The 15084-nt window shown below is 56.7% G+C and carries 17 protein-coding genes; 3 read left to right on the plus strand and 14 right to left on the minus strand.

Features of this window, described 5'->3' with window-relative positions; all coding sequences use genetic code 11:
* Nucleotides 1–30: 30 nt before the first annotated feature.
* From pepB to trmJ, 10 genes are all read right to left on the minus strand, one after another.
* Nucleotides 31–1317 (minus strand): aminopeptidase PepB, encoded by a 1287-nt coding sequence (pepB, locus tag A4308_RS21210; RefSeq protein WP_045281159.1) that lies wholly within the window; start codon nucleotides 1315–1317, stop codon nucleotides 31–33.
* A 53-nt stretch (nucleotides 1318–1370) separates the two neighbouring features.
* Nucleotides 1371–1571: a Fe-S cluster assembly protein IscX gene (gene iscX, locus A4308_RS21215; protein WP_014171178.1), complete on the minus strand. Its 201-nt coding sequence runs from the start codon at nucleotides 1569–1571 to the stop codon at nucleotides 1371–1373.
* Nucleotide 1572: 1 nt separating this feature from the next.
* On the minus strand, nucleotides 1573–1908 hold the full coding sequence (fdx, locus tag A4308_RS21220) for an ISC system 2Fe-2S type ferredoxin (RefSeq protein ID WP_003860652.1): 336 nt from the start codon (nucleotides 1906–1908) through the stop codon (nucleotides 1573–1575).
* A 1-nt stretch (nucleotide 1909) separates the two neighbouring features.
* Nucleotides 1910–3760, minus strand: coding sequence for a Fe-S protein assembly chaperone HscA (hscA, locus tag A4308_RS21225; RefSeq protein ID WP_014884825.1), 1851 nt, complete (start codon nucleotides 3758–3760; stop codon nucleotides 1910–1912).
* A gap of 14 nt (nucleotides 3761–3774) precedes the next feature.
* Entirely contained in the window at nucleotides 3775–4290 is a 516-nt protein-coding gene (gene hscB, locus A4308_RS21230; protein WP_003860657.1) for a co-chaperone HscB, read from the minus strand.
* A gap of 76 nt (nucleotides 4291–4366) precedes the next feature.
* Nucleotides 4367–4690, minus strand: coding sequence for an iron-sulfur cluster assembly protein IscA (gene iscA, locus A4308_RS21235; RefSeq protein ID WP_003860659.1), 324 nt, complete (start codon nucleotides 4688–4690; stop codon nucleotides 4367–4369).
* A gap of 13 nt (nucleotides 4691–4703) precedes the next feature.
* Nucleotides 4704–5090 carry a Fe-S cluster assembly scaffold IscU gene (gene iscU, locus A4308_RS21240; RefSeq protein ID WP_003860661.1) on the minus strand — a complete coding sequence of 129 codons (387 nt, stop codon included), beginning with the start codon at nucleotides 5088–5090 and terminating at the stop codon, nucleotides 4704–4706.
* Between the two features lie 24 nt (nucleotides 5091–5114).
* Nucleotides 5115–6329, minus strand: a complete 1215-nt coding sequence (iscS, locus tag A4308_RS21245; RefSeq protein ID WP_008502157.1) for a cysteine desulfurase — start codon at nucleotides 6327–6329, stop codon at nucleotides 5115–5117.
* Nucleotides 6330–6445: 116 nt separating this feature from the next.
* On the minus strand, nucleotides 6446–6937 hold the full coding sequence (gene iscR, locus A4308_RS21250) for a Fe-S cluster assembly transcriptional regulator IscR (protein ID WP_008502158.1): 492 nt from the start codon (nucleotides 6935–6937) through the stop codon (nucleotides 6446–6448).
* A 304-nt stretch (nucleotides 6938–7241) separates the two neighbouring features.
* Nucleotides 7242–7967 carry a tRNA (cytosine(32)/uridine(32)-2'-O)-methyltransferase TrmJ gene (trmJ, locus tag A4308_RS21255; RefSeq protein WP_008502159.1) on the minus strand — a complete coding sequence of 242 codons (726 nt, stop codon included), beginning with the start codon at nucleotides 7965–7967 and terminating at the stop codon, nucleotides 7242–7244.
* A 131-nt stretch (nucleotides 7968–8098) separates the two neighbouring features.
* Between trmJ and suhB the strand changes: the two genes are divergently transcribed.
* Nucleotides 8099–8902 carry an inositol-1-monophosphatase gene (gene suhB, locus A4308_RS21260; RefSeq protein WP_003860668.1) on the plus strand — a complete coding sequence of 268 codons (804 nt, stop codon included), beginning with the start codon at nucleotides 8099–8101 and terminating at the stop codon, nucleotides 8900–8902.
* A gap of 40 nt (nucleotides 8903–8942) precedes the next feature.
* Here the strand turns inward: suhB and A4308_RS21265 are convergent, their stop codons facing one another.
* Both A4308_RS21265 and A4308_RS21270 read right to left on the minus strand, forming a co-directional pair.
* Nucleotides 8943–9923 (minus strand): nickel/cobalt transporter, encoded by a 981-nt coding sequence (locus tag A4308_RS21265; protein WP_045135180.1) that lies wholly within the window; start codon nucleotides 9921–9923, stop codon nucleotides 8943–8945.
* Complete coding sequence (locus tag A4308_RS21270; RefSeq protein WP_014884828.1) at nucleotides 9914–10552, minus strand: DUF1007 family protein; 639 nt, start codon at nucleotides 10550–10552, stop codon at nucleotides 9914–9916. The genes A4308_RS21265 and A4308_RS21270 overlap by 10 nt, the downstream gene beginning before the upstream one ends.
* A gap of 125 nt (nucleotides 10553–10677) precedes the next feature.
* On the opposite strand from A4308_RS21270, the gene csiE reads away from it, so the two are divergent.
* Complete coding sequence (gene csiE / locus A4308_RS21275; RefSeq protein WP_023337632.1) at nucleotides 10678–11955, plus strand: stationary phase inducible protein CsiE; 1278 nt, start codon at nucleotides 10678–10680, stop codon at nucleotides 11953–11955.
* On the opposite strand, the gene A4308_RS21280 is transcribed toward csiE, so the two are convergent.
* On the minus strand, nucleotides 11956–13095 hold the full coding sequence (locus tag A4308_RS21280) for a 3-phenylpropionate MFS transporter (RefSeq protein ID WP_014884829.1): 1140 nt from the start codon (nucleotides 13093–13095) through the stop codon (nucleotides 11956–11958).
* 172 nt (nucleotides 13096–13267) lie between these two features.
* On the opposite strand from A4308_RS21280, the gene A4308_RS21285 reads away from it, so the two are divergent.
* Nucleotides 13268–13690, plus strand: a complete 423-nt coding sequence (locus A4308_RS21285) for a DoxX family protein (protein ID WP_014884830.1) — start codon at nucleotides 13268–13270, stop codon at nucleotides 13688–13690.
* A gap of 54 nt (nucleotides 13691–13744) precedes the next feature.
* Here A4308_RS21285 and glyA read toward each other — a convergent pair whose 3' ends face one another.
* On the minus strand, nucleotides 13745–14998 hold the full coding sequence (glyA, locus tag A4308_RS21290) for a serine hydroxymethyltransferase (protein ID WP_008502165.1): 1254 nt from the start codon (nucleotides 14996–14998) through the stop codon (nucleotides 13745–13747).
* Nucleotides 14999–15084: the final 86 nt, after the last annotated feature.

The following is a 15084-nucleotide window of genomic DNA, read 5'->3' on the forward strand; positions in this document are numbered from 1 at the left end:
GGTAAGCGTAGCGCCACCCGGCAAAAAAGGTTACTCAGCCGTCAGCAGGTTCGCCACGGTACGCACGCCCAGACCGGTCGCACCCGCGGACCACTGTTCTACCGCTGCTTTACGGTAGGTTGCGGAGCAGTCGATGTGCAGCCAGCCTTCGTGATAGTTCTCAACGAAGTGAGACAGGAAGCCTGCTGCGGTACTTGCCCCTGCCGGATACGCCGCGCTTGCGGTGTTATTCAGCTCGGCAAAGTTGGACGGCAGCTGGCTGCGGTGGAACTCGGCCAGCGGCAGACGCCAGAATGGCTCGTTTTCCGCCGCGGCGCTTGCCAGCAGGCGTGCGGCCAGCTTGTCATCGAAGCTGAACAGCGCATGGTAGTCGTTCCCCAGGGCGGTTTTCGCCGCACCGGTCAGGGTCGCCATGTCGATAATCAGCTCAGGTTTCTGCGCAGAGGCGTCAATCAGGCCATCAGCCAGCACCAGGCGGCCTTCGGCATCGGTGTTCATCACTTCAACATTTTTGCCGTTGCGATAGCGAATGATGTCGCCCAGCTTGAAGGCATTGCCGCTGACCATGTTGTCGGCGCAGCACAGGTAAAGCTTCACGCGCTTGTTCAGGCCGCGGGTAATCGCGAACGCCAGCGCACCAGTAATGGTTGCCGCGCCGCCCATGTCGGACTTCATGGAGTCCATGAACGCGCTCTGCTTCAGGCTGTAGCCACCAGTGTCAAAAGTAATGCCTTTGCCGACCAGGCAGGCAAAGACAGGCGCTTCTTTATCGCCGGTTGGGTTGTAATCCAGCGCCAGCAGGACCGGAGGGCGCTCAGAACCACGGCCTACGGTGTGGATACCCATATAGTTCTGCTCGCGCAGGTCTTCACCTTTGGTAATACGGTAGGACATTTTGTCGCCCGCCACGCCGCACAGCAGGTCAACGGCGCGCTGCGCCAGCTGCTCAGGACCTAACTCTTCCGCCGGGGCGTTGATGGTGTCGCGCACCCAGTCGATGATCTGCAGGCGGCTTTCCAGCTCTTTCTGACCGGCGTCGTCGAGGTTTGCCCACTCAATTTTGCGGGTGCCTTTCGGACCTTTGTACCCCGCCCAGAATGCCCAGCTGCGGTCGGTGTCCCAGCCTTCGCCTTCCAGCGAGACATGTTTGATCCCCAGACCGTCGATTTTGCGCGCGGCGCGCTGGATCAGGCCCAAATCATCGTTGCCCGTCAGGTGCAGGGTAATACCGTCGTTATTGATGCTGTAGCTGGCTTTCTCGCCCCAGCGCGCGTCGGCAGGCTGCGTAGAGAGCGTAATCTTCATCGCTTCGGTCATTTTATTTATCCTTATTAGCAAACGGGCCGCCTGAAGGCAGCCCGTTAAGTGATTTACTCTGCTTCATCTAACCAGACTAACAGAATCGCCTCCAGAATTTTTTCATTGGATGCGTTTGGATCGTCGTCGAAATCATCTAAATCGCAGATCCACTGGTGCATGTCGGTGAATCGTACGGTTTTCGGATCGAGATCCGGGTTCGCGTCGTAGAGCGCTTCGCCGATCTCACGGCTGTCTGTCCACTTCAGTCCCATATTAATGCTCGCGTGCGTGGTTGATGGTGTAGCGTGGGAATTCCACGACCAGATCTTCGTCGGTCACCGCGGCCTGGCAGCTTAAGCGGCTGTCTGGCTCCAGACCCCATGCTTTATCCAGCATGTCGTCTTCGTCTTCGGTGCTTTCGGCGAGCGAGTCAAAACCTTCACGCACGATGCAGTGACAGGTAGTGCAGGCACAGGATTTTTCACAGGCGTGTTCCACTTCGATACCTGCGCGCAGGGCAACATCGAGAATGGTTTCGCCGGTCTTCGCTTCCAGAACAGCGCCATCCGGACAAAGGTCCGCATGAGGCAAAATAACAATCTTTGGCATATTAAACCTCGTCCACGGACTGGCCTTTCAGCGCGACGCGGACGGATTTGTCCATGCGGCGAGCGGCGAAGTCCTGGGTTTGTTTATCAACGTTTTTAATGGCTTCTTCTATTGCGTCAGCATCATTGCCCATGGCGACAACGCTTAAGTGCGCGGCAGCCTCGTCAATCACCTGACGCTCAGCGGCGCTTAACAGCGCGGCATCGGCATTGAGTGCCCCGGTCAGGCTTTCCAGCACGCGTGCGGCTTCCACTTTCTGTTCCGCCAGCATACGCGCCTTCACATCCTGCTCGGCGTAGCTCATTGAGTCCTGAATCATGGAGGCGATCTCGCCATCGGTCAGGCCGTAGGACGGCTTCACCTGGATGGACGATTCCACGCCGGTGGATTTTTCCATCGCCGTGACGCTCAGCAGGCCGTCCGCATCAACCTGGAAGGTAACGCGAATATGCGCCCCGCCCGCTGGCAATGCCGGGATACCGCGCAGCGCAAAGCGCGCAAGAGAGCGGCAGTCCTGCACCAGTTCGCGTTCGCCCTGCATGACGTGGATGGACATCGCAGTCTGGCCGTCTTTAAAGGTGGTGAACTCCTGCGCGCGCGCCACCGGAATGGTGGTGTTACGCGGAATGACTTTCTCCACCAGGCCACCCATGGTTTCTAAACCAAGGGACAGCGGGATAACGTCCAGCAGCAGCATTTCACTGTCCGGCTTGTTGCCGACCAGAATATCGGCCTGAATGGCCGCGCCCACGGCAACCACTTTGTCCGGATCGATGGCGGTCAGCGGCGTGCGGCCAAAGAACTCACCTACACGTTCGCGCACCAGCGGCACACGGGTAGAACCGCCGACCATGACCACTTCCAGCACCTCGTCAGCCTCAACGCCCGCATCTTTCAATGCGCGACGGCAGGCCAGCAGCGTGCGTTTCACCAAAGGTGCGATCAGATCGTTAAACTGGTCACGGGAGATTTCACCCTGCCAGCCCGCCACGTTCACGGTAACCGTCTGCGCATCGCTGAGGGCAATTTTGGCGTCGATGGCGGCATCCAGCAGTTCACGCTGGACGCGCGCATCGCTGCGATCGGCAATCCCCGCCTGCTCACGAATGTAATCCGCCAGCAGATGGTCGAAGTCATCGCCGCCCAGCGCGGAATCCCCGCCGGTCGCCAGCACTTCAAATACGCCACGGCTTAAGCGCAGGATGGAGATATCAAAGGTACCGCCGCCGAGGTCGTAAACGGCAATCACCCCTTCCTGACCGGAGTCGAGGCCGTAGGCAATGGCCGCCGCCGTCGGTTCGTTCAGCAGGCGTAATACGTGCAGGCCCGCCAGACGGGCGGCGTCCTTGGTGCCCTGACGCTGTGCATCGTCAAAATAGGCCGGAACGGTAATCACCACGCCGTCGAGATCGCCGCCGAGCGTCGCCGTAGCGCGCGCTGCCAGCGCCTTCAGGATGTCCGAAGAAACACGGATCGGGTTCAGCAGACCAGCCTCGGTCGCGATCATCGGCAGGCCGTTTTCACTGGCCTGAAGCTGATACGGCAGATGCGGGTAACGGGTCTGAATATCGGCCAGCGAACGGCCCATCATGCGCTTAACCGAGCTGATGGTGTTGGCCGGATCGCGCGCGGCGTTGGCGCGCGCGTCGTAGCCTACCGCGTGACCCTGCTGCTGGTAGTGGACCACGGAAGGCAGCAGATGGCGGCCCTGCTCGTCAGCCAGCGTTTCCGCCTGGCCGCTACGCACGGTCGCCACGAGAGAATTGGTGGTGCCCAGGTCAATACCCACCGCCAGACGACGCTGGTGCGGTGCGGCACTTAAGCCAGGCTCACTAATTTGTAATAAGGCCATAATTGCTTCCGAAATTAAAAATCGAGCAGCTTTTCTTCGAGTTGTTCAGCACTGCTTCGCAGTTTATCGAGAAAACGGAGTTTGCGCACAGTGTCTGCCGCCACGTCCCAGGTCTCGTTGTTCAGTTGCTCCACCATCTGCTGATGGCGGGTATCAAACATACCCTTCACGCGCGTGATAAAGCTTTCCAGCCGCGCTTCGTCTTTGGCCTGTTCAATCTCATCCAGCTCTTCGCGCAGCTCCAGCTGTTCCATCAGAAACGCCGTATCGCGAACGGTATGCTGTTCGCTCGCCAGATCAAAACCGTGGAGCGAGAGCAGATATTCAGCACGCGCCAGCGGATGACGCAGCGTCTGCCAGGCCTGATTAATGGTGGCAGAGTGCGAAACTGCAGCCAACTGCTCGGCCTGCGTCCCGCTGGCGAATTTATCCGGATGGTACTGACGCTGCAAATCCTGAAAACGGACCGTCAGCGCCTGAAGATCGATCGGGTATTGAGCGGGTAGTCCGAAGAGAGTGAAGTAATCCATAACAATCTCAGGGGTAGCCTGTTAGAACAAACCCCACGCGCAGCAAAGCCACGGTGGGGTTTCGGATGACGCGCGGTTAAACGTGGAAGCTTTCGCCGCAACCACACTCGTCTTTGACGTTCGGGTTCGTGAATTTGAACCCTTCGTTCAGGCCTTCTTTGACGAAGTCCAGCTGAGTGCCGTTGAGGAATTGCAGGCTTTTGCCATCGACCACCACCTTCACGCCCTTGTCTTCAAACACGGTGTCATCAGACGCCGGCTCGTCAACAAACTCCAGTACGTAAGCCATACCAGAACAGCCGGAGGTACGTACGCCCAGTCGCAGGCCAAAGCCTTTACCACGGTTCGCCAGAAAAGAGCTTACTCGCGCGGCAGCGCTGTCGCTAAGGGTAATCGACATACTCAAACCTCAATTATTTTGCTTCACGTTTGCTTTTGTAATCCGCAATGGCGGCTTTGATCGCGTCTTCTGCCAGAATAGAACAGTGAATTTTCACCGGTGGCAGTTCGAGTTCTTCAGCAATATCCGTGTTCTTGATTGCCTGTGCTTCGTCCAGAGACTTGCCCTTCACCCATTCGGTGACCAGGGAGCTGGACGCAATGGCAGAACCGCAGCCGTAGGTCTTGAAGCGCGCGTCTTCAATGATACCTTCATTGTTGACTTTAATCTGCAACTTCATCACGTCGCCGCACGCCGGTGCACCCACCATGCCGCTACCAACAGATTCGTCGCTGTTGTCAAAAGAGCCAACGTTGCGCGGGTTTTCGTAATGATCGATGACTTTTTCGCTGTATGCCATGATTGAATTCTCCTTATGTACCGATTAGTGATGTGACCATTCAATGCTGTTCAGATCCACGCCCTGCTTAAACATTTCCCACAGTGGAGAAAGGTCACGCAGACGGCCGATGGAGTTACGAACCAGCTTGATGGTGTAGTCAATCTCTTCTTCGGTAGTGAAACGACCTAAAGAGAAACGGATAGAGCTGTGTGCCAGCTCGTCAGTCATACCCAGCGCGCGCAGCACGTAGGATGGCTCCAGGCTTGCAGACGTACAGGCAGAACCGGAAGAAACGGCCAGGTCTTTGAGGGCCATGATCAGCGACTCGCCTTCAACATAGTTGAAGCTGACGTTGAGGATGTTTGGCGCGCCCTGCTCGAGATCGCCGTTCAGATACACTTCTTCCATATCCTTCACGCCGTCCCACAGACGGTTACGCAGCGTGCGCAGGCGTGCCATCTCGGTTTCCATCTCTTCTTTCGCAATGCGGTATGCTTCGCCCATGCCCACGATCTGGTGAACAGGCAGCGTACCGGAACGCATGCCGCGCTCGTGACCGCCGCCGTGCATCTGTGCTTCGATGCGGATACGTGGCTTACGACGAACGTACAGCGCGCCGATCCCTTTCGGGCCATAGATTTTGTGGCCGGAGAAGGACATCAGGTCCACTTTCAGCTGGCTCAGGTCGATAGGCAGTTTACCCACGCTCTGGGTCGCATCTACGTGGTAGATAATACCGCGCGCACGGCACATTTCGCCGATGGTGGCGATGTCCTGAACGACGCCGATTTCGTTGTTGACGTGCATGATGGAGACCAGAATGGTGTCATCACGCATCGCTGCTTCGAGCTCTTTCAGGTCGATGATCCCGTTGCTCTGCGGCGCCAGGTACGTCACTTCGTACCCTTCACGCTCCAGCTGACGGCAGGTGTCCAGCACGGCTTTGTGTTCGGTTTTGCTGGTGATAATGTGCTTGCCTTTTTTCTGATAAAAGTTGGCTGCACCTTTGATCGCCAGGTTGTCGGATTCGGTCGCACCGGAGGTGAAAACAATCTCACGCGGGTCGGCACCCACCAGGTCAGCAATCTGATTACGGGCGATATCAACCGCCTCTTCAGCATGCCAGCCAAAACGGTGTGAACGGGAAGCTGGGTTACCAAAGTTTCCGTCCAGGGTCAGACACTGCATCATTTTCTCGGCAACACGCGGGTCCACCGGCGTGGTTGCGGAGTAATCGAGATAAATCGGTAATTTCATTGCTCTATAAACTCCGTACATCGCTTCAATGCAAGGAATCAGGCAACCGGCTGGATGTACGACCGAGTACGCGGGGCGCGGTGCCCCGGCCTGATTCTGAAATACTTATCGTTTTATTACGCGCGCAGTTTGACGTCGATGGCGTCCTGCGCGCGGGTGCTGCGTTGGGAATCATGGCTGTGCTGACGGCCTGATACATCCAGAACTTCCTGGTTATTCACCAGCTCACCGAGGGTGATGTTGTTCAGGAAGCCGGTCAGACGGTCGCTCAGATCGCGCCACAGCGCGTGGGTCAGGCACTTATCGCCGCCCTGGCAGCCGCCTTTACCCTGGCAACGGGTCGCGTCGACGGATTCGTCAACTGCGCTAATCACTTCACCCACTGCAATACTGCCCGCGTCTTTACCCAGCAGATAACCGCCGCCCGGGCCACGAACGCTGGAAACCAGTCCATTTTTACGCAGTCTGGAGAACAGCTGTTCCAGATAGGAGAGGGAGATCCCTTGTCGTTCAGAAATATCAGCCAACGGAACCGGGCCCGCTTCGGAGTTGAGCGCAACGTCCAGCATCGCGGTCACGGCATAACGCCCTTTAGATGTCAGTCTCATGTCTTACTTAACCTCAAACTCGCCCCTGCCCGGGGTTTTTTATTGTAAAATGGGGGTATTGCATAGCAGGGCCAAGTCTGACATTCCTGACTAAAATGGTCAACTATTTACTTGACTGTTTTAGTCAGGTATTTAACCTTCTGTGCCGTTTTTTGTCGGGTGGCGCTGCGCTTACCCGACCTACAAAACCGTGTCGTATCACAAGGGTGCTGCCTGATGCCCTCACCCCAGCCCTCTCCCACGGGGAGAGGGAGAATGCGTGGTAGGTCGGGTAAGCAAAGCGCCACCCGGCAAACAGACGACACTACTCTTTATTCTTCTGCTCAATCGACGCCAGAATGCCGCGCAGGATGTTCAGCTCCTGGCTTTCCGGGCGCGCGCGGGTGAACAGACGACGCAGCTTGTTCATCACCTGGCCTGGATGGCCTTCACGAATAAAGCCGGTCGAAAGCAGCGTCTGCTCCAGGTGACCATAGAAACGCTCCAGGTCATCCACCAGCGGGTAGGCCGTCTCTTCTTTAGGCTCTACCTCTTTCTCCTGCGTCGCCAGCCACGCCATACGCACTTCGTAGGCGATCACCTGCACTGCCATCGCCAGGTTCAGCGAGCTGTATTCCGGGTTGGCGGCAATCGCCACATGGTAGTGGCATTTCTGCAGTTCGTCGTTGGTCAGGCCAACACGCTCACGGCCAAACACCAGCGCAACCGGCGCCTGTTCTGCCTCAGAGACACTCTTCAGACCGCATTCGCGCGGGTCCAGCATCGGCCACGGCAATGTGCGGGAGCGAGCACTGGTGCCGACTACCAGGCTGCAGCCTGCCAGCGCTTCGTCGAGGGTATCGACGATCTGCGCGTTGCCAATCACGTCGCTGGCTCCGGCGGCCAGGGCGATGGCCTGTGAGTCTGGCTTCACCAGCGGGTTAACCAGCCACAGGTTCGTTAAGCCCATGGTTTTCATAGCGCGGGCAACGGAGCCCATGTTGCCGGTGTGCGATGTTTCGACCAGCACGATTCGAATGTTTTGCAGCATAATTTTTAGTGTCTGAATTCAGCGTCTGAAGAATATTCGGGCATATTATCATAAACGAGAGACATAATCCGATCCCGCTGCTATACTCTGCGCCGATTTTCCTGTTCTTTAACATCCAGTGAGAGAGACCGATGCATCCGATGCTGACCATCGCCGTGCGCGCAGCGCGCAAGGCGGGTAATGTAATTGCCAAACACTACGAAACGCCAGACTCCGTAGAAACCAGCCAGAAAGGCAGCAATGATTTCGTGACGAATGTCGATAAAGCCGCAGAAGCGATTATTATCGAAACGATCCGCAAATCTTACCCGCAGCACACCATCATCACCGAAGAAAGCGGTGAACATGAAGGTACCGATCAGGATGTTCAATGGGTTATCGATCCACTGGATGGCACCACCAACTTCGTCAAACGCCTGCCACACTTCTCTGTGTCTATCGCCGTACGCATCAAAGGCCGTACTGAAGTCGCTGTTGTCTACGATCCAATGCGTAACGAACTGTTCACCGCTACCCGCGGTCAGGGCGCACAGCTGAACGGCTACCGTCTGCGCTGCAGCAACGCTCGCGATCTGGACGGCACCATCCTGGCGACCGGTTTCCCGTTCAAGGCGAAACAGCACGCAACCACCTACATGAATATCCTGGGCAAACTGTTCACCGAATGCGCGGACTTCCGTCGCACCGGTTCTGCTGCGCTGGATCTGGCTTACGTGGCGACCGGCCGCGTTGACGGATACTTCGAGCTGTCTCTGAAGCCATGGGATTTTGCCGCGGGCGAGCTGATCGCACGTGAAGCAGGTGCCATCGTGTGTGATTTCACCGGCGGCCATAACTATATGTCTACCGGCAACATCGTTGCCGGTAACCCACGCGTCGTTAAAGCCATGCTGGCAAACATGCGTGATGAACTGAGCGACGCGCTGAAGCGTTAATCCCGGTCATTCCCTCTCCCTGTGGGAGAGGGAATCCCAACTAAAACGGCCGCAATCCCCTTCCCACCGGTACCACACTGTTCCACATCGTCACCGCCGCCACCAGCAGAATCACCCCGCCCGCCAGCGCGAGCGTTGTCCATCCGACCTGTCGCCACAGCACCGGCGTTTTATTGCCGCTGAGTTTAACCGCCAGCTGACGGAAGCTGTGCACCAGCAACGCCAGCGAAGAAATCGTCAGTGACGTTCCAGCCGCCATCGCCAGCGCAGAAAGCATTCCCCAGCCAAACACGCCAATCACCTTGCTGAACAACAACACCATGATTGCCCCCGAGCACGGGCGCATCCCCATCGAGAGCACAATCATCAGCCGCGCACGCCAGTCATCACCGTTCTGTAGCTGTTCCTGCGTCGGCAGATGCTGATGTCCGCAGCCACAGTTTTCATCGTGAACGTGATGCGGCGTAAAAGTCCTGAATTGCGGTTTTTGCAACAGCGCGCGCAGTTTTTTCAGTGCTCGCCAGCAGAGGATCAGCCCCAGCACGCCCACCAGCGCATAGCTCCCCTTTTCCAGCCAGAAGCTACTCATGTGCAGCTGCCGGGCTGGAAGCTGAAGAAGTGAAAGCACCACGACAACCAGCCCAATCGCCACGCCCCCCTGAAGCAGCGAGGAGGCCAGCGTAAGACCCATGCTCGATTTCAGCTTCGACGGATGGGTCGCAAGCCAGGTGGTGATAACGATTTTGCCATGCCCAGGCCCCAGCGCATGCAGCACCCCGTAGATAAAGCTGAACGCCAGCAGGGAACCGCCCGCTTTCGTTGGGTTCTCCGCCACCGCTTTCAGTAAACCACTCATCTGCTGGTTCACCTCGCGTTGCCAGATGATGCTTTTCATCATCACCTGCGGCCAGGCCTGCCACAGCCAGAGCGAACCGCCAATAGCTAACAGTATAAAAAGCGCCAGCGGCCAAAGATGAAGCCAGCGGCGAGATTTGCGGGACGGAGAAGCGATCACTGACATTGTAACGTCACCTCCTGCGCGAACTGTTTACCCAACTCCATGTCCTCCGGTGGCGCATCTTCTTTATCAAGAGAGACGGCAAAGTTCAGCGTCTCTTCGCTGGGCTTCGGGGTGTGAACCGCCATTTTGCAGGTTTTCTGCAACGAGGCCGGCAGCTGTACATCGCTCTCGTCGGCGTAGTGCATGTCGACGTAGTAGGTGGGGTCAAAAGTGGAAAAAGTATATTTTTGCCCTGCCAGCGGCTGCGGGTGCGCCAGCGGAAGGACGAACGTCAGCACCGCCTGATGCCCGTCGCGTGACATACCATACTCCGTGGGTCGGTTAAGAAACTTCACCTTCTGGCCGTTATGCCAGAACTCGGTGAAGTAGTGCTGACCCAGCACGTTAGCCATCACTTCCGCCGCCAGCTTTTTCCAGATTTCATCGCCGGGCTTCGCATTTCCCGCATCATAAAGCAGGTCAGCCGAGGTGATTTCATCCATCGTCCAGCGCATCTTCAGGCCACTTAACTGCGTGCCGTCGGTGACCAGTTCGGTTTTCAGGCTGATAAAACTGTGAGGATGTGCGCAGGTGGTGAAGGAGATAACCGCCAAAAATAACGCCATCGCACTGTGTTTAACTGTCTGCATCAATTCCTCACGTCAAAAATTCTGTGATGTTCTCCAGCAATCCTGAGTGAAAGGCCTGCCGGTGCGCTTTTCAGCCCCCATCCTTTAGCTATTCTTATCAAACATTCACACTGGATACCCGACAGATGATGACGACGCTTGAAATTCCATCTGTGCTTTCCAGTTCGCAGCGCCGTTGCCAGGTGCTTTTAATGCTTTACCTGCCCGATGCTGCCGTCACCGCACAGAGCATAATCGCAGCCAACGGCGTGGACGACGTCCTGGCACGGCAAGATATAGCCGAGACGCGCGATGAAATCCAGCGCTATCACCGGCTGGATATCGTCACGCACCACGACGGCAGCTACCGGATTGAAGGCACTGCCCTGAACCAGCGTTTATGCCTGCTGCACTGGCTGCGCAGGGCGCTCCGCCTTTGCCCGCAGTTTGTCTCGCACCAGTTTACGCCAGCGTTAAAAACCGCGCTTAAACAACACGGCATCGCGCGGCCACTTTACGACGATGCTAACCTGCGGGCGTTAATCAACTTCTGCTCGCGCAAGCTGCAGCGGCAGTTTGAGTGTCGCGACATCCAGTTCTTACAGCTCTACTTACAGTACTGCCTTATCCAGCACCACCTGGGGAATACGCCACAATTTTCCCATGCCCAGCGCAGCTGGACGCAGTCGCGGGGAGAGTATTTTACGGCGCAGGAGATCGTCCGTCACTGGAAGCGGCGCGTTCCTCAGGGCGCGCATGTGGATGAGCAGTTGTTTCTGGCGCTGCTGTTTATGATGCTCCGCACGCCCGATCCGGTGCTGGATAAGCACCAGCAGGATGAGCGTTTGCGTCGCGCCATCGTGCGCATGGTGGCCCGTTTTCGCTCGCAGACCGGGATGAACTTCAGCGACGAGCAAGGGCTGACCGATCAGCTGTATATCCATCTGTCTCAGGCGCTGGACCGTTCCCTGTTTGAAATTGGCATCGACAACAGCCTGCCAGAGGAGATCCATCGTCTCTATCCCCGGCTGTTACGCACCACGAAAGAGGCGTTGTTTGAGCTGGAAGCGGAGTTTGGCCTGCGTTTTTCCGATGAAGAGATGAGCCTGGTCGCGGTGATTTTCGGCGCCTGGCTGATGCAGGAGTCCGATCTCCATGAAAAGCAGGTGGTGCTGTTGACCGGGGAAGATAAATCCTGTGAGGAGCTGATTGAACAGCAGCTGCGCGAGTTGACGCTGCTGCCGCTCAATATTCGCTATCTGACGTTGCAGGCTTTTCAGAAAGAGGGCGCGCCGCGCGAAGCCGCGCTGGTGGTCACCCCCTATCCTGTTGCCCTGCCGCTGTTCTCGCCGCCGTTGATCCACGCGGTTGAATCACTGAATGCGCAGCAGCAAGAGCATATTCGCGCGATGCTGGAGTCGTAGTTACGCGCGTGCGGCCACTTTTGGTCGAACAAACATCGCCGGTAGCGCCACCAGCGCCATTACCCAGAAGACGCCGTGCCCGAGGTGTTGATACAGGAAACCGGCAAAGACCGTCATCACCGCAATACTGCCGCCCATTGCTACCGCGGAATAGACCGACTGCAGACGAATCACATCCCCGCCCTCACGCGCAGCGATATAGCGCATCGCCGCCAGGTGACATACGGTGAAGGTGCCGCAGTGCAGAATTTGCGCCAAGATCAGCCATGGCAGATCCGTCGTCCAGCCCATAATACCCCAGCGTGCCACGCCGCAAATCGCCGAAAGCAGCAGCAGATCGCGCGCGCCAAAACGGCGGAACAGCTTTTTGCTCAGGGCGAAAATAATGACTTCGGCCACCACGCCCAGCGACCAGAGGTAACCGACCGCAGAGGCAGAGTAGCCCGCCCCCTGCCAGTAGATAGCGCTGAAGCCATAGTACGCCGCATGCGCCCCCTGAAGCAGACAGACGCACGCCAGAAAGCGCCAGCTCTGTGCGACCAGGCTCCGCCAGGCTGGCCAACCCGCGCTCTCCTGATGGCGACTTTCTCCCTGCGGCATCACGGATGGACGTAACAGCATTCCCAGCAGCATCGACGCTATCCCGATGCTCAGCAGAGCCAGAATCGCACGGTAGTCGTAGAGGCTGACCAGTTTCCCAACCAGCGCGGAACCGATAACAAAAGCAATAGAGCCCCACAGGCGCACGCGGCCATAGTCCATGGTGATCTGCTTTTGCCAGGTGTTCGCCAGCGCATCCGTCAGAGGAACCAGCGGAGAGAAGAACAGGTTAAAGCCGACCATCACCACCATCAGCCAGGCAAACTGATGGCTTACCCAGAAGCAGGCGACAAAGACCAGGGTGAGCAGCGCGAGAATGCGTACAGCCTTGATCAGCAGAGAGGGATCGCTGACGCGCGGGGCAATCAGCAGGCTGCCAAGAAAACGCGCCACCAGTCCGGCCCCCAGCAGAACGCCGATGGTCTCTGGAGTCAGGCCGATTCCCTTGAGCCAGACGCTCCAGAATGGCAGAAAAATACCGTAGCTAAAGAAATAGGTGAAATAGCTGAGCGCCAGCCAGCGCGTGGAATGCAAGACCATGAATCCCTCCCGAAATGGAGGCCATAGTCTGGCGAGAATAGAAAAATTAAGCAAGTAGATAGCCTGCTATAAATTAACGAAAAATTAACATATCGTGCAGTCGTCAGGCTTATGGCAGGGAATGAAAATGTGTATTACGTTTAAATTACTCCACTTGCAGAGGTTTTCTGCCATGAACTCACTACGTTATCTCGATTTTGGTCAGTCACGCCATCTGTTGTTGTTGATTGCCCGTATCGCGCTTGTCGTCCTGTTTATTATCTTTGGTTATCCGAAACTGACGGGGTTTAGCGGCACCGTACAATATATGACCTCGCTGGGGACACCGATGCCCATGCTGGCGGCCATTATTGCGGTGGTGATGGAAGTACCAGCCGCCATCCTGATCGTACTGGGCTTTTTCACCCGCCCTCTTGCCGTGCTGTTTGTGTTCTACACGCTGGGCACGGCGGTGATTGGTCACCATTACTGGAATATGACCGGTGACGCGGTCGTACCGAATATGATTAATTTCTACAAGAATGTCAGTATTGCGGGCGCATTTATATTGCTGGCGATTGTAGGTCCAGGCGCAATATCCCTTGACCGCCGTTAAGCCATAAAAAAAGGCCGCACGCGCGGCCTTTTAACGTTCTGCTGAGCAGAGGAATTATGCGTATACCGGGAAGCGTGCGCAGATATCCAGAACTTTACCTTTGACGCGCTCGATAACCGCTTCGTCATTGATGTTGTCCAGAACGTCACACATCCAGCCAGCCAGCTCTTTCACTTCCGCTTCTTTAAAGCCGCGACGCGTCACAGCCGGAGAACCGATACGGATACCGGACGTCACGAACGGGCTCTTCGGATCGTTTGGCACGCTGTTTTTGTTCACGGTGATGTTAGCGCGGCCCAGTGCAGCGTCAGCTTCTTTACCGGTCAGGTTCTTATCAACCAGATCCAGCAGGAACAGGTGGTTTTCAGTACCGCCAGAAACCACTTTGTAGCCACGGTTCAGGAACACTTCCACCATCGCTTTGGCGTTCTTAGCAACCTGCTGCTGATAAACCTTGAACTCTGGCTCCATCGCTTCTTTCAGCGCTACCGCTTTTGCCGCGATAACGTGCATCAGCGGGCCGCCCTGCGCGCTTGGGAACACGGCAGAGTTCAGTTTTTTGTACAGCTCTTCGTCACCGCCTTTCGCCAGGATCAGGCCACCGCGTGGACCCGCCAGGGTTTTATGGGTAGTGGTGGTCACAACGTGAGCGTGCGGAACCGGGTTCGGGTAAACGCCAGCGGCAATCAGACCCGCTACGTGCGCCATGTCGACGAACAGGTAAGCACCGATGCTGTCTGCGATTTCACGCATTTTTGCCCAGTCAACGATACCGGAGTAAGCAGAGAAGCCACCGATGATCATCTTCGGTTTATGCTCTTTAGCCTGCTTCGCCATGTCTTCGTAGTCAATTTTACCGGACTCATCGATACCGTAAGGGATGATGTTGTACAGTTTGCCGGAGAAGTTCACCGGGGAGCCGTGAGTCAGGTGGCCACCCTGCGCCAGGTTCATACCCAGCACCGTATCGCCCGGCTGCAGCAGCGCGGTGTAAACGGCGAAGTTAGCCTGAGAGCCGGAGTGCGGCTGCACGTTCGCGTAGTCAGCGCCAAAGAGTTCTTTCGCACGGTCGATTGCCAGCTGCTCAACGATATCAACGTACTCGCAACCGCCGTAGTAGCGCTTGCCTGGATAACCTTCAGCGTATTTGTTGGTCAGCTGAGAACCCTGTGCCTGCATGACGCGCGGGCTGGTGTAGTTTTCGGAGGCGATCAGTTCGATGTGCTCTTCCTGACGTACTTTTTCCTGCTCCATAGCCTGCCACAGTTCGGCATCATAATCGGCAATGTTCATTTCACGCTTTAACATCCGCATCTCCTGACTCAGCTAACAAGTAAATTTTGGCCTGAAAAGGCAGTCCTGTTGGACGACGGGCAACAGTATAACTGAATAGT

This window comes from Enterobacter sp. ODB01 (assembly GCF_001623605.1).
Lineage (GTDB): Bacteria > Pseudomonadota > Gammaproteobacteria > Enterobacterales > Enterobacteriaceae > Enterobacter > Enterobacter kobei.

Excerpts from the sequence above, each read along its gene's own strand:
- pepB (WP_045281159.1), bottom strand. The coding sequence starts at position 1,317 with ATGACCGAAGCGATGAAGATTACGCTCTCTACGCAGCCTGCCGACGCG.
- iscX (WP_014171178.1), bottom strand. The coding sequence starts at position 1,571 with ATGGGACTGAAGTGGACAGACAGCCGTGAGATCGGCGAAGCGCTCTAC.
- fdx (WP_003860652.1), bottom strand. The coding sequence starts at position 1,908 with ATGCCAAAGATTGTTATTTTGCCTCATGCGGACCTTTGTCCGGATGGC.
- hscA (WP_014884825.1), bottom strand. The coding sequence starts at position 3,760 with ATGGCCTTATTACAAATTAGTGAGCCTGGCTTAAGTGCCGCACCGCAC.
- hscB (WP_003860657.1), bottom strand. The coding sequence starts at position 4,290 with ATGGATTACTTCACTCTCTTCGGACTACCCGCTCAATACCCGATCGAT.
- iscA (WP_003860659.1), bottom strand. The coding sequence starts at position 4,690 with ATGTCGATTACCCTTAGCGACAGCGCTGCCGCGCGAGTAAGCTCTTTT.
- iscU (WP_003860661.1), bottom strand. The coding sequence starts at position 5,090 with ATGGCATACAGCGAAAAAGTCATCGATCATTACGAAAACCCGCGCAAC.
- iscS (WP_008502157.1), bottom strand. The coding sequence starts at position 6,329 with ATGAAATTACCGATTTATCTCGATTACTCCGCAACCACGCCGGTGGAC.
- iscR (WP_008502158.1), bottom strand. The coding sequence starts at position 6,937 with ATGAGACTGACATCTAAAGGGCGTTATGCCGTGACCGCGATGCTGGAC.
- trmJ (WP_008502159.1), bottom strand. The coding sequence starts at position 7,967 with ATGCTGCAAAACATTCGAATCGTGCTGGTCGAAACATCGCACACCGGC.
- suhB (WP_003860668.1), top strand. The coding sequence starts at position 8,099 with ATGCATCCGATGCTGACCATCGCCGTGCGCGCAGCGCGCAAGGCGGGT.
- A4308_RS21265 (WP_045135180.1), bottom strand. The coding sequence starts at position 9,923 with ATGTCAGTGATCGCTTCTCCGTCCCGCAAATCTCGCCGCTGGCTTCAT.
- A4308_RS21270 (WP_014884828.1), bottom strand. The coding sequence starts at position 10,552 with ATGCAGACAGTTAAACACAGTGCGATGGCGTTATTTTTGGCGGTTATC.
- csiE (WP_023337632.1), top strand. The coding sequence starts at position 10,678 with ATGATGACGACGCTTGAAATTCCATCTGTGCTTTCCAGTTCGCAGCGC.
- A4308_RS21280 (WP_014884829.1), bottom strand. The coding sequence starts at position 13,095 with ATGGTCTTGCATTCCACGCGCTGGCTGGCGCTCAGCTATTTCACCTAT.
- A4308_RS21285 (WP_014884830.1), top strand. The coding sequence starts at position 13,268 with ATGAACTCACTACGTTATCTCGATTTTGGTCAGTCACGCCATCTGTTG.
- glyA (WP_008502165.1), bottom strand. The coding sequence starts at position 14,998 with ATGTTAAAGCGTGAAATGAACATTGCCGATTATGATGCCGAACTGTGG.